This is a genomic window from Streptomyces sp. NPDC017979 (genome assembly GCF_044328175.1).
Classification (GTDB): domain Bacteria; phylum Actinomycetota; class Actinomycetes; order Streptomycetales; family Streptomycetaceae; genus Streptomyces.
In genome coordinates this window covers 121,767-137,616 of sequence record NZ_JBIRGU010000015.1, presented here as the reverse complement: position 1 = coordinate 137,616, position 15,850 = coordinate 121,767, and the positions used below count along the sequence as shown (strand labels likewise).

12 protein-coding genes are annotated in these 15,850 nt (G+C 74.1%); 5 read left to right on the top strand and 7 right to left on the bottom strand.

The genetic code is table 11. From position 1 onward, the window contains the following. Positions 1–39: 39 nt before the first annotated feature. Positions 40–897, bottom strand: coding sequence for a (2Fe-2S)-binding protein (locus tag ACH4E8_RS30215; protein WP_398454226.1), 858 nt, complete (start codon positions 895–897; stop codon positions 40–42). 282 nt (positions 898–1,179) lie between these two features. On the opposite strand from ACH4E8_RS30215, the gene ACH4E8_RS30210 reads away from it, so the two are divergent. Further along, positions 1,180–1,920, top strand: a complete 741-nt coding sequence (locus ACH4E8_RS30210; protein WP_398454224.1) for a GntR family transcriptional regulator — start codon at positions 1,180–1,182, stop codon at positions 1,918–1,920. A 25-nt stretch (positions 1,921–1,945) separates the two neighbouring features. On the opposite strand, the gene ACH4E8_RS30205 is transcribed toward ACH4E8_RS30210, so the two are convergent. From ACH4E8_RS30205 to ACH4E8_RS30185, 5 genes are all read right to left on the bottom strand, one after another. Next, positions 1,946–2,767, bottom strand: a complete 822-nt coding sequence (locus ACH4E8_RS30205) for a hypothetical protein (protein WP_398454222.1) — start codon at positions 2,765–2,767, stop codon at positions 1,946–1,948. Between the two features lie 350 nt (positions 2,768–3,117). Then, on the bottom strand, positions 3,118–4,182 hold the full coding sequence (locus tag ACH4E8_RS30200; protein WP_398454220.1) for an ABC transporter ATP-binding protein: 1,065 nt from the start codon (positions 4,180–4,182) through the stop codon (positions 3,118–3,120). Beyond that, positions 4,179–5,741 (bottom strand): ABC transporter permease, encoded by a 1,563-nt coding sequence (locus ACH4E8_RS30195; protein WP_398454217.1) that lies wholly within the window; start codon positions 5,739–5,741, stop codon positions 4,179–4,181. The genes ACH4E8_RS30200 and ACH4E8_RS30195 overlap by 4 nt, the downstream gene beginning before the upstream one ends. Before the next feature lie 23 nt (positions 5,742–5,764). Next, positions 5,765–6,829, bottom strand: a complete 1,065-nt coding sequence (locus tag ACH4E8_RS30190; RefSeq protein ID WP_398454216.1) for an iron ABC transporter substrate-binding protein — start codon at positions 6,827–6,829, stop codon at positions 5,765–5,767. Positions 6,830–7,095: 266 nt separating this feature from the next. Then, on the bottom strand, positions 7,096–9,144 hold the full coding sequence (locus ACH4E8_RS30185) for a PucR family transcriptional regulator ligand-binding domain-containing protein (RefSeq protein WP_398454214.1): 2,049 nt from the start codon (positions 9,142–9,144) through the stop codon (positions 7,096–7,098). A 241-nt stretch (positions 9,145–9,385) separates the two neighbouring features. Here ACH4E8_RS30185 and ACH4E8_RS30180 point away from each other — a divergent pair, with 241 nt between their 5' ends. Genes ACH4E8_RS30180 through ACH4E8_RS30165 form a run of 4 tightly spaced genes read left to right on the top strand, consistent with a single transcriptional unit; the run spans position 9,386 to position 14,475 of the window. Beyond that, the gene (locus tag ACH4E8_RS30180; RefSeq protein ID WP_398454212.1) at positions 9,386–10,279 is read left to right on the top strand and encodes an FAD binding domain-containing protein; all 894 of its coding nucleotides are present in this window, start codon (positions 9,386–9,388) and stop codon (positions 10,277–10,279) included. Beyond that, entirely contained in the window at positions 10,279–10,884 is a 606-nt protein-coding gene (locus ACH4E8_RS30175) for a (2Fe-2S)-binding protein (protein WP_398454210.1), read from the top strand. Before ACH4E8_RS30180 ends, ACH4E8_RS30175 begins: the two co-directional genes overlap by 1 nt. Continuing rightward, positions 10,881–13,307: a xanthine dehydrogenase family protein molybdopterin-binding subunit gene (locus ACH4E8_RS30170; protein ID WP_398454207.1), complete on the top strand. Its 2,427-nt coding sequence runs from the start codon at positions 10,881–10,883 to the stop codon at positions 13,305–13,307. The genes ACH4E8_RS30175 and ACH4E8_RS30170 overlap by 4 nt, the downstream gene beginning before the upstream one ends. 46 nt (positions 13,308–13,353) lie before the next feature. After that, positions 13,354–14,475, top strand: a complete 1,122-nt coding sequence (locus ACH4E8_RS30165) for an XdhC family protein (protein WP_398454204.1) — start codon at positions 13,354–13,356, stop codon at positions 14,473–14,475. 7 nt (positions 14,476–14,482) lie between these two features. Here the strand turns inward: ACH4E8_RS30165 and ACH4E8_RS30160 are convergent, their stop codons facing one another. Beyond that, positions 14,483–15,241, bottom strand: a complete 759-nt coding sequence (locus ACH4E8_RS30160) for a methyltransferase domain-containing protein (RefSeq protein WP_398454201.1) — start codon at positions 15,239–15,241, stop codon at positions 14,483–14,485. Positions 15,242–15,850 lie beyond the last annotated feature (609 nt).

Here is a 15,850-nt window from a genome sequence, read left to right as displayed (position 1 = left end):
GTGGCATCCGGAGCGTGACAGTCGCCCGGCGCCGGTGGATCAGGCGCTCGGCAGCAGTCTCGCCACCCGGTCCGCGTCACAGGTGCGCGGGCAGGTGACGCAGGTGTCATCCGGCCGAATTGTATAGAACAGGCAGCAGCTCGCCCGGTCCCGGGTGGCCAACTGCTCGCCCGTGGGCGCGTTCAGGGTGCGAAAGCCCGGCGTCCCAACGTACGGCTTGGCCATCTGGGTGCCGGGCAAGAGCTCCTGAAGCTCCGTCATGGCCCGTACCTCCTCGTCCGGCCCCAGGAGGCTGGCCACGTACCAGAGGCCCTCGACGACCTCGTCCGTGACCATGCCCCACAGTGCGCGCCGACCGCGCCGCATCCGCGGGCCGAAGCCGTCCAGGAGCGGACCCAGGTGGTCGGCGACGGCCGTGCGGACCTCGTCGCGCAGCGCCGCCTCGTCCGGGACGACGCGGGCGCCGGGCAGCCGCGCGGCCCGGTCGCCCGGCAGGCAGGCGAAGTCGGTGACGCGCACGGACAGCTGACGGAGGGTGCGCCGGTAGGAGACGTCGTGGGGCGAGAGGTGCGGCACGCGGCGGCGCAGGAACCAGGGGACGGTGATCAGCAGCAGCGCCGGCCAGGCGTAGCGGTGCAGGCCGAAGGTGGCGACGACGTCGGAGCGGGCGTCCTGGCCGTAGTCGCGCCGGAGCTGGTCCGCGTCCCAGGCGAGGAAGGCGTCGAGGGCGGCGCCCCCGGCGGCGAGGTCTTCGGCGCCAACCCAGCCGTCGCCGCGCGGGGTGGGGTCGCCGGGCCCGAGCTCGCGAATGCTCAGCGCGGGGTACGCCTCGGCCAGTTGGACGTACGCGTCCTTGACCGGCGAGGTGAGCGCGGGCAGTAGCGAGGGCTGGATCATGGAAGGCCGCCGAATCACGATCGACTTCAGGTAAGGCTTACCTTACCTGAAGTGGGGGCGCTTTGACGTCCTGCCCGGTCCGCCTATCGTGCACACAGAGCACCGGGCGCGCGAGTCGAGCCCGGCGAACGGCGGGACGCGGGCGGAGGAGGGGGCGCGATGGACCGGGCTTGGGCTCAGCCCTCGGCAGGAGGCCGGGCGCGCCCCGCGGCGGAATCCGCGGGAAGGGGCCCGGAGCGGGGCGACGGTACCCGTGCGGCGGCGGCCGAGCGCGGGCCGTCCGTGCCGCGCCCCCGCGCCACCGCCGCCGCGCGCGTACCGGAGCAGATCGGCCGGGCGGCAGGGGACGGGGCGCGAGACGGTGTGGACGCCCCCGGGAAGGGTGCCGTCGTCCGCCGCCACCTGGTGCGCGAACAGATCCTCCAAGCCCTGCGCGCCGCCCTCGCCGGCGGCGAACTCGTCCCCGGCGAGGTCTATTCCGCCCCCGCGCTGGCGGGCCGCTTCGGAGTCTCGGCGACACCCGTGCGCGAAGCCATGCAGCAACTGGCCGCCGACGGCGCGGTGGACGTCGTGCCCAACCGCGGCTTCCGGGTCGCCGTCCGCAGCCCCCGCGAACTCGCCCAACTCGCCGAAGTGCGCGCCCTGATCGAGGTGCCGGTCGTCCTGGAGCTGGCGCGCAGCGTGCCCCGGGAGCGCTGGGCCGCCCTGCGCCCCCTGGCGGACGCCGCCGCGAGCGCCGCTGCCACCGGCGACCGCGCCCGGTACGGCGAGGCCGACCGCGCCTTCCACCGGGTGGTGCTCGCCCTCTCCGGCAACGACCAACTGGTGACCGTCGCGGACGACCTGCACCGCCGCTCGCAGTGGCCGCTGCGCGCGGCCGGCGTCGACGGTGCCGCCTCGGCGCCGGGGCGGGCGGCGCTCATCGCCGACGCGGCGGAGCACGGCGCCCTGTTGGACGCGCTGACCGCCGGTGACCTGGCGGCCGTGGAAGCCTTGCTGCGGGGGCACTTACGTCCGGCATGACCGCGGCGCCCGGGGCGGTGGGGCCTCAGGCCGCGGGCTTGGGCGGAGTCGTGACCGCCTGGTCCGTACGGCCCTCGTCATCGGTCTGGGCGGGGAACTTGGGGGCCAGCCGGTCCGCCAGCCACACCGGGACGCCGCCCAGCATCCGGAACAGCCGCCGCGCCTCGGCCAGCAGCCGCGCGGCCTCCTGCTCGGGCTCGCAGTCGGCGAGTGCGGCGAGCGCCGGCGCCACCCCGATCAGATAGCCGAGGTCCACCCGAATCCGCAGGGCCTCGGTGAAGCCCTGCTGTGCTTGGAGCAACTCGCCCTCCCTTAAAGCGAGTCGGGCCTGATGGTGATGGGTGAAGGAGAGCAGCAGCACGTCCCCCCGGGCCCGGGCGCCCTCGTGTGCGCGCTGGTACGCGGCGCGGGCGGCCTGGGGCGAGTCGGCGATGTGCTCGGCGACCAACCCGCGCCGGAAGTCCAGCAGCGGGCGCTGCGGCGACGTCGGGGAGAGCAGGGCCGCGGCCCTGCCGAGCGCCGTACGGGCCTCGTCCGCCCGGTCGCGCACGCCGAGCGTGGTCGCCGCGTACGCCAGTCGCCCGCGCTCGCAGGCGGCGCCGCCGCGCTCCTCGTCGTCGCGCGCACCGGCTTCCGCAACGCGCAACGCGTCCTCCGCGTCCGCCCATCCTTCGCCGGTGAACATGCACCGTTCGACGAGGAGACCGACCCGCTCCAGGGCCACGGCCGGCTCCGCAGCGAGCGGAGCGAGCAGGGCCGCCGCATCGGTCCAGCAGCCGCGGGAACGCAGCCGCCACACCGCGGTCTGGAGTGGGTCGTCACCTGCTGTGGTTCCGGAACCAGACATGGCGGAATGCGCCACTACGCCCTCCCCGAGCACACCAGCGAGCTGTTGAGTTAGGGGGAATCTCAGCATGGATCGGGCTGCCTGGCCAAGGGGTTGAGTGAATCAATTCACAATCTTTGGAAGGCCGTGCGGGAGCGGGGGACGACCATGCCCCGATGGGCGGTCGGAGGCTCATCGGGGCATGCCGGCGCAGGCCGTGTCCCGCACGGCCTCCCGTCGGTTCCCGGCCCGGTGTTCGAGCTGCCTTTCGGCTGGAATTCGACGGCCCGGGCGGACGGGTTTCGACGGGCGCGGCCGATGGTTCTCGGGGGTGCGTTCGGCCGGTTTGCGACGGGTGTTCGGGCGTTCCTTCAGGAGCGGTGGAAGGTGCCGGCACCCGCTATCGACACCGCCACCCGGTCGCCGGGGCGGAACGCCGGGGCGTCGGACGAGCGGACCGTCACCCGGCCCGCGTCGGGCACCTCCAGCAGGAACAGGGCGTCGTGCCCGTGGAAGCGCACCTCGGTGATCTGGCCGTGGGCGGTCGGCGTCGCGTCGGCCGCCTCGGTTGCTTCGGCTGCTTCGTTGACGGGGTGCAGCCGCAGTTGCTCGGGCCGCAGGACCACGGTGCCCTCGCCGCTGGCTCCTGCTCCGACCCGTACGGCCCCCAGCGCGGTGGTGGCGGTGCCGGCGTCCGCGGTGCCGGCCAGCAGCACCGCGTCGCCGACGAAGGACGCCACCCACGGGTCGGCCGGCCGGTGGTACAGCTCCTCGGGGGTGCCGCACTGGGCGATCCGGCCGTCGCGGACGACGGCCACCCGGTCCGCGGTGGACAGGGCTTCCTCCTGGTCGTGGGTGACGAGCACGGCGGTGGCGCCGGCGGTGCGCAGCGCGGCCCGGACGTCCGAGCGCAGCCCCGCGCGCAGGGCGCTGTCGAGGGCGCTGAACGGCTCGTCGAGGAGGACCAGCGCGGGGCGCGGGGCGAGCGCGCGGGCCAGGGCGACGCGCTGCTGCTGACCGCCGGAGAGCTCGTGCGGCATCCGGTCGCCGTACGCGCCGAGCCCGACGAGTTCCAGCATCTCCGCGGTGCGCGCGGCGCGTTCGGCGCGCTTGGCACCCGTGAGTCCGAAGGCGACGTTCCGGGCCACGCTCAGATGCGGGAAGAGCGCCCCCTCCTGGGCGACGATGCCCACGCCGCGCCGCTCCGGCGGCACGTGGACCCCGGGACCGCTGACGATGCGCTCGCCGAGGGCGACCTCGCCGGAGTCGGGGGCGACGAAGCCGGCGATGACCCGCAGCAGCGTGGTCTTGCCGCAGCCGGACGGGCCGAGGACCGCGGCCAACTCGCCCGCGCCGACGGTGAGGTCGACCCCGTCGAGCACCCGCTCGCCCCGGCCGTACGAACTGGTCACCGCGGTGATGCGGAGTTCCGTCATGAGCGCCTTCCGAGCAGATAGGAGGGGACGGCCGCGATGAGGACGATGGCCGCGGCGTACGGCGCGGCGCCGGCGAAGGCGCCCGCGCCCGTCTCCGTCCACAGCCGGGTCGCCAAGGTGTCCGTGCCGGTGGGGCGGAGCAGCAGCGTCGCCGGCAGCTCCTTCATGATCACCACGAAGGTGAGGGCCGCGCCGGCGCCGATGCCGGGCGCCGCCAGCGGCACGGTGACCTCCCGCAACACCCGCAGCGGGCTGCGGCCCAGGGAGCGCGCCACGTCCTCCAGCACCGGCGGGGCCTGGAGCACGGCCGCCCGGGCCGAGGCCACGGCGACCGGCAGGAAGAGGACGACGTACGCCACGATCAGCAGCGGCAGCTCCTGGTACAGCGGATACGCGTAGCGCACCGCGAAGAAGACCAGCGCCAGGCCCACGGTGATGCCGGGGACCGCGTGTCCCGCGTACACGGACTGTTCGAGCAGCCGGGCAAGGCGTCCGCGGTGGCGGGCGGAGAGCACGCCGACCGGGACCGCGAGCAGCGTCGTCACGGCGGCGCCGACCGCGGCCACGGACACGGTGGTGACCGTGGCGGACAGCAGCTTCTCGCCGTCGAAACCGGAGTTGCCTACGGTGAGCCAGTAGCCCAGGGTGGCCAGCGGGAAGGCCACGGACACGGCGGCGACGGCGGTGCACCACGCCAGCGCCGGCGCGGTCCAGCCGCCGAGGCGCAGCCGTACGGGCGGCCGGGCGCTGCCGCGGCCGGTGCGGGCGTGCCCGGCGCGGCCCCGGGTGCGGTTCTCGGCCAGCACCAGCAGGACCGTCATCACCACCAGCACGCAGCCGAGCACGGCCGCCGGCGTGCGGTCGAAGCTGGCTTGATAGGACGCGTGGACGGCCCGGGTGAAGGTGTCGTAGCGGGTGATGGAGACCGAGCCGAAGTCGGACAGCACGTACAGCGCGACGAGGATCGCGCCGCCGGCCGCCGCGGGTCGCAACTGCGGCAGGGTGACCTTCACGAAGGTCCGGAACGCGCCGTGGCCCAGGGAGCGCGCGGCCTCCTCCTGCGCCGGGTCGATGCCGCGCAGGGTCGCGGCGACCGGCAGGAAGACGTACGGGAAGCAGGCGAAGGTGAGGGTGATCGCCGCGCCGGGCAGCCCGGCGAGCGACGGCGCCGCGGAGATCCAGGTGAAGGCCGCGACGTAACTCGGCACGGCCAGCGGCAGGGTCGCCAGCACCGCCCAGGCCCGGCGGCCCGGCAGGTTCGTACGGACCGTGAGCCAGGCCAGGGAGATGCCGAGCAGCAGGCATCCGGCCACCACGATGGCGGTGAGCTGGAGGCTGCGGCCGAGGAGTTCGAGGGTGCGCTGCTCGGTGACGATGCCCCAGGCGAAGCCCCAGCCGCGCTCCATGGCGCGGACGCCGAGGTAACCGAGGGGGAGCAGGGCGACGAGGGCCGCGGCGGCGGCGGGGAGCAGGAGGACGAGCGGGGGCGTACGCCGACCGGCTGCCGCGCGGGGCGCGGCAGCCGGGGTGCGCACGGACCGGGTGGTGTGCGTGCTCATGGGCTCGGAAGGACGGGTCGGGCTCAGACCATCCCGGCTTCGCGGATCATCTCCAGCGTCTTCTGGAGCGAGTCCAGCTCACCGAGGTCGATCTTGGGGGCCTTCAGCGAGGCCAGCGGCGGGAGGTCCTTGACGGGCGAGGTGACGCCGGCGGCGAGCGGGTACTCCTTGGTCTCCGCCGCGAAGTACTGCTGGGCCTCGTCGGAGAGCAGGTAGTCCACGGCCTTCTGCGCCGCGGCGCTCTGGCCGCCGTTCTTGAGGACGCCGACGCCCGCGACGTTCACCAGGGCGCCCGGGTCGCCGCCCGGCAGGAAGTGGATCTTGGCCTTGAGCTTGTCGGCGCCGACCTCGGCGGCCTTCTCGTACCAGTAGTAGTGGTTGATCAGGCCGAGGGAGACCTCGCCGGAGTTGACGGCGTCGAGGACCGCGCCGTTCTTGTCGTACGGCTTGGCGTCGTTCGCCTTGAAGTCCTTCAGCCACTTCTGGGTGGCCTCGTCGCCCTTCAGGACGCGCATGCCGGTGACGAACGCCTGGAAGGAGGCGTTGGTGGGCGCGTAGCCGACCTTGCCCTTCCACTCCGGCTTGGTCAGGTCCATCACGCTGTCCGGAGCCTTGGGGGCCTTCTCCGGGTTGTACGCGATGACGCGGGAGCGGCCGGAGACACCGACCCAGTCGCCCTCGCCGCCGCGGAAGGCGGCGTCCACCTTGTCGAGGGAGTTCTTCGGCAGCTCGGCGAGCGCGCCCGCCTTCGAGAGCGCGCCGAGGGCGCCCGCGTCCTGCGCGAAGAACAGCCCGGCCTTGGTCTTCTTGCCCTCTTCCAGGATCTGGGCGGAGAGCTCGGCGCTGTCGCCGTAGCGGACCTGCACCTTGGTCCCGGTGGCCTTCTCCAGCTTCTCGATGATCGGGGAGATCAGCTTCTCGTTGCGGCCCGAGTAGATGACCAGCTCGTCCGAGCCCTGGGCCTTGGCGTCGCCGTTCTTGCCGGAGCCCTTGTCGTCCGAGTCCGAGCTGCCGCAGGCGGCGAGGACGGGAAGGAGCAGCGCGGACACGGCGAGTGCGGTGCCGCGACGAAGGGACGGACGGCGCATGGGGGCCTCCTGGACAGCCCGCGGCGCTCGGAGGGACCGGTCGTCGCACGGGGACACAAACGGAACGGTTCAATAAATATGGTGAGGCTTTCCTAACTGTCAATTTCCGGCCAGGTGGTGGCCGGGGTGACGGTGCTCGGAATGGTGGTGTCTGGGCATGATTCGTGGCGATTTGCCCGCCGGTTGGCTGTGATCGGATCGTTGGGATCGAGACAGGCCCTGGTGGGGCCCGTCTCGCTGATCCAGCAAGATCTGGAAGGGCGGGACTAGCCCATGCGGAGCGCGAGGAAGAAGTCCAGCTTGTCCTCCAGCCGCGACAGGTCGCGGCCGGTGAGCTGCTCGATCCGGCCGACCCGATAGCGCAGGGTGTTCACGTGCAGGTGCAGTCGGGTCGCGCACCGCGTCCACGAGCCGTCCGACGCCAAGAACGCCTCCAGGGTGGGGATCAGCTCGGCGCGGTGGCGTCGGTCGTACTCCCGCAGCGGGTCGAGCAGGCGCGCGGTGAAGGCGCGCCGCACGTCGTCCGGGACGAACGGCAGCAGCAGGACGTGCGAGGCCAACTCGTGGTGGCCCGCGGCGCTGACCGGGCCGGGGCGGGCGGCGGCCACCCGGCGGGCGTGCCGGGCCTCCTCCAGTGCGCCGCGCAGGCCCTCGGCGGAGGAGACGGCGGCGCTGGCGCCGATGGTCAGCCGCCCGTCGTCGCCGAGCCCGGCGGACAGCGGCTCGCGGACCGCGGCCAGCAGCGCGTCCGCGTGCAGCGCCTCCTCCGACGCGGGGGAGTCGCCCACCGGCGGCAGGGCGGACAGCGGTACGAAGGCAACGGCCTCGTCGCCTTCGTGGGCGACGGCGAACCGGTCAGAGGCGTCGGCGCCGGCCGTCGACGGGTCGACCAGGACCTCTTCCAACAGTGCCTGCGCGACGGCTCCGGCGTCGATGCCGGCCGCGTCCGGGCCCCAGTCGACCCGGGCCACGACGACCTGCCAGTGCGGTGCGGTGTCCAGGCCGGGCAGCAGGACGGGAGCGGCCACCCGCAGCCGGGCGGAGACCTCGGCCGGTGCCGCGCCCGTCTGCACCAACTCCAACACCTCCTGGGCCAGCCGGCGGCGCACGGTGCGGGCCGCGTCACGACGGTCGCGCTCGACGGCGATCAGTTGGGTGACGCCCTGGAGCAGGTCGAGCCGGGCGGGCGGCCAGTCGCCGGCGTCCGCCTCGACGGCGAGCAGCCAGTCCGAGAGCACGCTCTCGCGCACGTCGCCGGAGCCGGGGGTGGCGGCCGTGCGGCCGGCGTGCTGGATGGGGAAGAGCGAGTAGGTGGTGCCGGCGACGGTGGTGCGGTGCGGGGGGCGGTGGCCGGCGCGAGCGGCAGACAGGTGCTCACCGGCGAGAGCGGTGCTCACTTCGGCGGGCAGCGCTCCGGGGGTGGTTGCGGCTGCGGCTGTGGCTGCGGTGACGGGTGAGGTGGGAGTCGCGAGAGCGGTGCTCTCGTTTGTGTGCGGCGCTCCGGTTTGGTGGGCAGTGCTCTTGGATGCGTGCGGTGCTCCGGTCTGCGGAGCGGTGCTCTTGGTGGAGAGCGGTGCTCCCGCCCGGTGAGCAGTGCTCTCGGTTTCTACTGTGACCGCTGCGTTGCCTGTGGCTGTGGTGTCGTGAGGGGCGCCAGTGGCACCAGGGGTGCCCGTGGCCAAGGTGCTGCCTGCGCCTCGCGTGACACCCGCGCCCCGCGTGCCCCCTGCGCCACCCGCGCCCACTCGGTCGCCCGCGCCTCCCGCCGACCCCGCCGGCTCGCTCGGCCCCGCGATCTGCCGCCCCGTCGGCGACAGCACCCAGGCGCGCAGGTCCAGGTCGGAGCCGAGGAGGTCGAGCACCACCTCGGGGCCGCCGCCGGCCGGGCCCGACGTCATGAGCCTCCGGTGCCGGTCTACCACGGCCGCCAGGTCCCCCGCCCGCTCACCGGAGACCTGGCGCACCACGTACTCCGTGATCGTCGCGAACGCCACCGACTCGTGCACCGCGAACAGCGGCAGCCGGTGCCGCGCACACGCCGCCACCAGGTCGTCCGGCACCGCCCCCAGCTCCGCCTCGCCCGCCGCGAGCCCCGCCACCTGCGCTTGTACCAGAATGCGTACGAACGGCTCCGAGTCCTCCGGGGCGTGCCGCCACGCCAGGCCCGTGAGCACCAGCTCCCCGCCCGACAGATAGCGGCTCGGGTCGCGCAGGTCGGTCGTCATCACCCCGCGCACGCCGCGGTCCAGCTCGTCGTCGCCGCCCAGCAGCCGCAGCCCCAGCGCGTCGTTCTCCAGCAGTGCGCGCAGCCGCATCCGGCGCCGCCGATCCTTGTTCGTGGTGGCCGGTCGGCCTCGGTGGTTCGCACCACCCGCCCCACGCACCAACCGTGGGGGCCGCCGCCACTCGTCCTACGTCCCTCTTCGTCTGAATCTACAAGACGCCTGTACGGACCAGCCAACTCCTTCATGTCTTCGGTGACTGCACCGGGCGCCGCGCCGCTTGTGTACTGAGCCCGTACCGCATCAACGGGCCAGCGACAGAAGAGAGCCGCGCATGGAGTTCCTCCGGCCCGCGAGCTGGGACGAAGCCCTCGCCGCCAAGGCCGAGCACCCCACCGCCGTGCCCATCGCGGGCGGCACCGACGTCATGGTGGAGATCAACTTCGATCACCGCCGCCCCGACCGCCTCATGGACCTCGGCCGCATCGACGAGCTGCGCGAGTGGGAGGTCGGCGCGGACACCGTCCGGCTGGGCGCCGGCGTCCCGTACACCCGGATCGTCGAGCGACTGCGGGCCGAGCTGCCCGGCCTCGCGCTCGCCGCGCACACCGTCGCCTCCCCGCAGATCCGCAACCGCGGCACCGTCGGCGGCAACCTCGGCACCGCGTCCCCCGCCGGCGACGCCCACCCCGCGCTGCTCGCCGCCGGCGCGGAGGTCGAGGTCGCGTCCGTGCGCGGCACCCGCCGCATCCCCGTCGACGACTTCTACACCGGGGTCAAACGCAACGCCCTCGCCCCCGACGAGCTGATCCGGGCCGTCCACATCGCCAGGGCCGACGGCCCGCAGCAGTTCAGCAAGGTCGGTACGCGCAACGCCATGGTCATCGCGGTCTGCGCCTTCGGCATCGCACTGCACCCGCGCACCCGCAGCGTGCGCACCGGCATCGGCTCGGCCGCGCCCACCCCCGTCCGCGCCCGCGTCGCCGAGGAGTTCCTCGCCGCCGCGTTGGAGGAGGCCGGCTGCTGGGAGAGCCGTAGGAGCGTACCGCCGTCGGTGGCCCGGGAGTTCGCCCGACTGGCCGCCGGCGCCTGTCAGCCGATCGACGACGTGCGCGGCACCGCCGCCTACCGCAGCCACGCCGTCGGCGTCCTGGCCCGCCGCACCCTGACCTGGGCCTGGCAGGCGTACCGCGGCCCGGGCCGGAACACCACCGAGGGAGCAGCCTGATGCGCGTCAGTTTCACCGTCAACGGCCGTCGGCAGCAGGCCGACGACGTCTGGGAGGGCGAGAGCCTGCTGTACGTGCTGCGCGAGCGGATGGGCCTGCCGGGCTCCAAGAACGCCTGCGAGCAGGGCGAGTGCGGCTCCTGCACGGTACGGCTCGACGGGGTGCCCGTCTGTGCCTGCCTGGTCGCCGCGGGGCAGGCGGAGGGCCGCGACGTGGTGACGGTCGAAGGGCTCGCGGACCACGCCCGCCAGCGCACCGCCGGCGTCGAAGGCCCCGGGACCCCGCTCGACGAGGCCCGCCGCTGGACCGCCCACGGCCACCCCGCCCAGGAAGCCGTCCCCCGCGCCGAGTCCGCCCACGACGGCGCAGGCCCCGAACTCGCCCCGATCCAGCAAGCCTTCATCGACGCCGGCGCCGTCCAGTGCGGCTTCTGCACCCCCGGCCTCCTCGTCGCCGCCGACGAACTGCTGGAGCGCAGCGCCGACCCCTCCGACGCCGACATCCGCGAGGCCCTCTCCGGCAACCTCTGCCGCTGCACCGGCTACGAGAAGATCCTCGACGCGGTCCGGCTGGCCGCCGTCCGCCAACAAGGCGGCGTCCGATGACGACACGGCCGACACGGCATACCCCGCGCACCCCCACGACGCCCGCCGGCACCCCCACCGGCCTCACCCAGGGCTCGCCCACCCGCGGCGGCATCGGCGAGTCCACCCTCCGCCCCGACGGCACGCTCAAGGTCACCGGCGAGTTCGCGTACTCCTCCGACATGTGGCACGAGCACATGCTCTGGGGCCACACCCTGCGCGCCCCCCTCGCCCATGCCGAGATCCGCGCCGTCGACGTCACCGCGGCCCTGGCCACCCCGGGCGTCCACGCCGTTCTCACCCACGACGACCTGCCGGCCGACGTGACGCACTACGGACTGGAGTTCCAGGACACCCCCGCCCTCGCCCACGGCAAGGTCCGCCACCACGGCGAGCCCGTCGCCCTCGTCGCCGCTGACCACCCCGAGACCGCCCGCCGCGCCGCCGCGAAGATCGTCGTCGACTACGTCGAACTGCCCGTGGTCACCGACGAGGCGTCCGCGACCGCCCCCGACGCCGTCCTCGTCCACGAGCACCGCACCGACCACCACGCCGCCCACGTCCCGCACCCGAACGTCGTCCACCGCCAGCCCGTCGTGCGCGGCGACGCCGCCGCAGCGGCCCGCCGCGCGGACGTCGTCGTCACCGGCGAGTACGTCTTCGGCATGCAGGACCAGGCGTTCCTCGGGCCGGAGTCCGGGCTCGCCGTGCCCTGCGAGGACGGCGGGGTCGAGTTGTACGTGGCGACCCAGTGGCTGCACTCCGACCTCGCCCAGATCGCCCCCGTGCTCGGCCTGCCGCCGGAGAAGGTGCGGATGACGCTCGCCGGCGTCGGCGGCGCGTTCGGCGGGCGCGAGGACCTGTCCATGCAGATCCACGCCTGTCTGCTGGCGCTGCGCACCGGCCGCCCGGTGAAGATGGTCTACAACCGCTTCGAGTCCTTCTTCGGCCACGTCCACCGCCACCCCGCCAAGCTCCGGTACGAACACGGCGCCACCCGCGACGGCAAGCTGACCCACGTCCGGTGCCGCATCGTCCTCGACGGCGGCGCGTACGCCTCCTCCTCCCCGGCCGTCGTCGGCAACGCGGCCTCCCTCGGCGTCGGCCCGTACGTCGTCGACGACGTGGACGTGGAAGCGCTCGCCCTCTACACCAACAACCCGCCGTGCGGCGCGATGCGGGGCTTCGGCGCCGTCCAGGCGTGCTTCGCCTACGAGGCCCAGATGGACAAGCTCGCCGCCGCCCTCGACCTCGACCCCGTCGAACTGCGCCGGCGCAACGCCATGGAGCAGGGCTCGACCATGCCCACCGGCCAGCGCGTCGACTCCCCGGCGCCGGTCGCCGAACTGCTGCGTCGGGTCAAGGCCAGGCCGCTGCCGCCGGAGCGCCAGTGGGAGGTCGCCGGCGGCGGCGTGGACGTGCGCGCCCTGCCCGGCGGGCTGTCCAACACCACCCACGGCGAGGGCGTCGTGCGCGGCGTCGGCTACGCCGTCGGCATCAAGAACGTCGGATTCTCCGAGGGCTTCGACGACTACTCGACCGCGCGCGTGCGGATGGAGGTCGTCGGCGGGGCGGCCGTCGCCACCGTGCACACGGCGATGGCCGAGGTCGGCCAGGGCGGCGTCACCGTGCACGCCCAGATCGCCCGCACCGAACTCGGCGTCGCCCAGGTCACCATCCGGCCCGCGGACACCCAGGTCGGCTCCGCCGGGTCGACTTCCGCGTCCCGTCAGACGTACGTCACCGGCGGCGCGGTGAAGCACGCCTGCGAGGCCGTCCGGGCGCGGGTCTTCGACCTCGGACGGGCCAAGTTCGGCCCGTACCACCCCGCTTGGGCGACCGCCGAGCTCCGCCTCGAAGGCGGCAAGGTGGTCACCGACGGCGGCGAGGCACTGGCGGACCTGGTCGACGTCCTGGGGGACGAGGCCGTCGAGGTCGTCACCGAGTGGCGCCACCGCCCCACCCAGCCCTTCGACCGCACGACGGGCCAGGGCGACGGGCACGTCCAGTACTCGTTCGCCGCGCACCGGGCCGTCGTCGAGGTCGACACGGAACTGGGGCTGGTGAAGGTCGTCGAGTTGGCGTGCGCCCAGGACGTCGGCAAGGCGCTCAACCCGCTGTCCGTGCTCGGCCAGATCCAGGGCGGCACCACCCAGGGCCTCGGGATCGCGGTGATGGAGGAGATCCTGGTCGACCCGGTCACCGCGCGGGTGCGCAACCCCTCCTTCACGGACTACCTGATCCCCACCGTCCTCGACACCCCGGCCATCCCCGTCGACGTCCTCGAACTCGCCGACGCCCACGCGCCGTACGGGCTGCGCGGCGTGGGGGAGGCGCCCACGCTCTCCGCCACCCCTGCGGTGCTGGCCGCGATCCGCGCCGCCACCGGCCTCGAACTCAACCGCGTTCCGGTCCGCCCGGAGCACCTCACCGGCACCTCGTGAGCCGACCGCGACCACGGCGACCGGCGACGAGGGAGAGGAGGCCGCGGTGTTGGACCTCACCGACGAACTGCACCGATGGGCACGGCGGGGCCGGGCGTTCGCCGTGGCCACCGTCGTGTCCGTGCGCGGCAGTGCACCCCGGGGGCCGGGCGCCGCGCTCGCCGTGGACCACGACGGCACCGCGATCGGCTCGATCTCCGGCGGCTGCGTCGAGGGCGCCGTGTACGAACTGTGCCGTCAGGTGCTGCGCGACGGCCGGCCCGTGCGCGAAACCTTCGGCTACGCCGACGAGGACGCCTTCGCCGTCGGCCTGACCTGCGGCGGCGAGCTGGAGGTCCTGGTGGCGCGGGTCGAGCCGGACGACACCGCGGCGCACGCCCTCGCCCTGGCCGCCGCAGGAACGACCTTCGCGCTCGCCCGGGTCGTCGACGGACCGGCCGAACTCCTCGGCCGCGCACTGCTCGTCCACCCCGACCGCCGCCGCGAGGGCACGCTCGGGGGCCGACCGGAGTTGGACGCCACCGCCGCGGCGGAAGCCGGCGCGCTGTTGGACGCGGGCCGTACGGACGCGGTCGTCGTCGGCGCGGACGGCGGCCGGTGCGGCGCACCGCTCACCCTGCTCGTCGAGGTGCGCACCTCGCCGCCGCGGCTGATCGTCTTCGGCGCGGTCGACTTCGCCGCCGCCCTGGGGCGGGTGGGCAGGTTCCTCGGACACCGCGTCACGGTGTGCGACGCGCGGCCGGTCTTCGCGACCCGGGCCCGCTTCCCCGACGCGGACGAGGTCGTCGTCGACTGGCCGCACCGCTACCTCGCCCGCACCGAGGTCGACGCGCGGACCGTGCTGTGCGTGCTGACCCACGACGCCAAGTTCGACGTGCCGCTGCTGGCGCTGGCGCTGCGGCTGCCCGTCGCGTACGTCGGGGCGATGGGCTCGCGCCGCACCCACGAGGACCGCGAGCGCCGGTTGCGCTCGGCCGGGCTCACCGACGGCGAACTGGCCCGGCTGCACAGCCCCATCGGTCTCGACATCGGCGCGCGGACGCCGGAGGAGACCGCAGTGTCGATCGCGGCGGAGATCGTCGCACGGCGCCGCGGCGGCAGCGGCGCGCCGCTGACCGGCACCCACACGCCCATCCACCACGACGGGCGCACGGCGGCGCTGCGCTGAGTGCGGGTCAGCCGGTGCGGCGCGCCACCACCAGCCGGCACCGCGGGCTGCCGTCGGCGCGCCGCCCCAACTCCTCCATCGCCCGCAACTCCACCGCGAACCCGGCGTCTTCCAGGGCCCGGCACACCGGTGCGAGCGCGAACGTCCGGTAGTACATGACGAACGGCGGCTTCCACACCGCGTTGCGTACGCGCATCGCCGCGTCGAAACCGAGCAGTGCCCAGTACGGCCGGGAACCGACCCTCGGCGGGGCGGGCTGCGGAAAGGCGAAGACGCCCCCGGGGCGCAGCGAGCGGTGCACGCCGGAGAACAGCGCGGGCCACTCCGCCGGCAGGAAGTGCCCGAAGGCCCCGAAGCTGACCGCCAGGTCGTACGAGGCGGTGAAGGGCAGGGCGCGGGCGTCGGCCCGCACCCAGTCGACGGCCGGCGCCCCGGGCTCCGCGTCCGCCTCCGCGGCCCCGTACTCCGCATCCGTTTCCGCCCTGGCCCGGGCGAGCATGCCCGCGCTGAAGTCGACGCCGGTGACCCGCTCTTCGCAGAGCTGCCGCAGCACGCCGACGCCCGCACCGGTGCCGGTGCACACGTCGAGGCCCGACCGGAAGGGCCCCAACGGGTGCACGGCCCGCACGAAGGGGTCGAGCAGCCGGTCCGGCGTGCGGAAGGGCGTCGCGTCGAACTTGGGGGCCAGCAGGTCGTAGCCGTGCTCGACCGAGGAGAGCGCCTGCACGGTCAGTTCGCGGAGCGTGGGTCCGGATGAGGTGAACATCGTCCTCACCCTACGACGCCCCGCCCCCGTGCCCCGTGGGCCCCTTGTTTCCCTTGCCCCGTGCATTCGAGCCAGTTGGAGGGGCGATGATAAGTAAACGATGAGCAAATGCGAACATCGGGTCGTACGCGGGGGATACGTTCACCCCCATGAGTCCGACTGAAGTGCCCCACCTCAGCGCAGGCCACCCGGCCCGGACCCTTCCTGTTCTGCTCCCGGGCCTGGTCCCGGGTTCTCCACCGGCCTTTGGTCCGGTTGCGCCGCTCCTCGTACGGGCGGTGCGATCGGGTCGCCAGCCGCTCACGGCCGACTGAGCCCCGGCCGTTTCGGCGAACAATTCCGGCCTTTGTCCAGCGAAACTCCGACGAGCAATATCCATTGGTGCGCCACATGTTGATCCACCACCTTGGCCAGGTCCCCGACCCGTTGCGCGAATGCGTGCCGGGCGGCGCAATTCGACAAGGACGCGGCGCCGTTGCCGTCGTTCGCCCCGCAGTTTCGGGTGCCCCCGGCGGCCCGGGCCGCGCCGCCGTCGGTGCCGTGCGGGCCGTTGGCGCCGCCGCTCCGTCCGGCCGTATGGTTCGGTAACGCCGAATGTTCGGTCGGCAC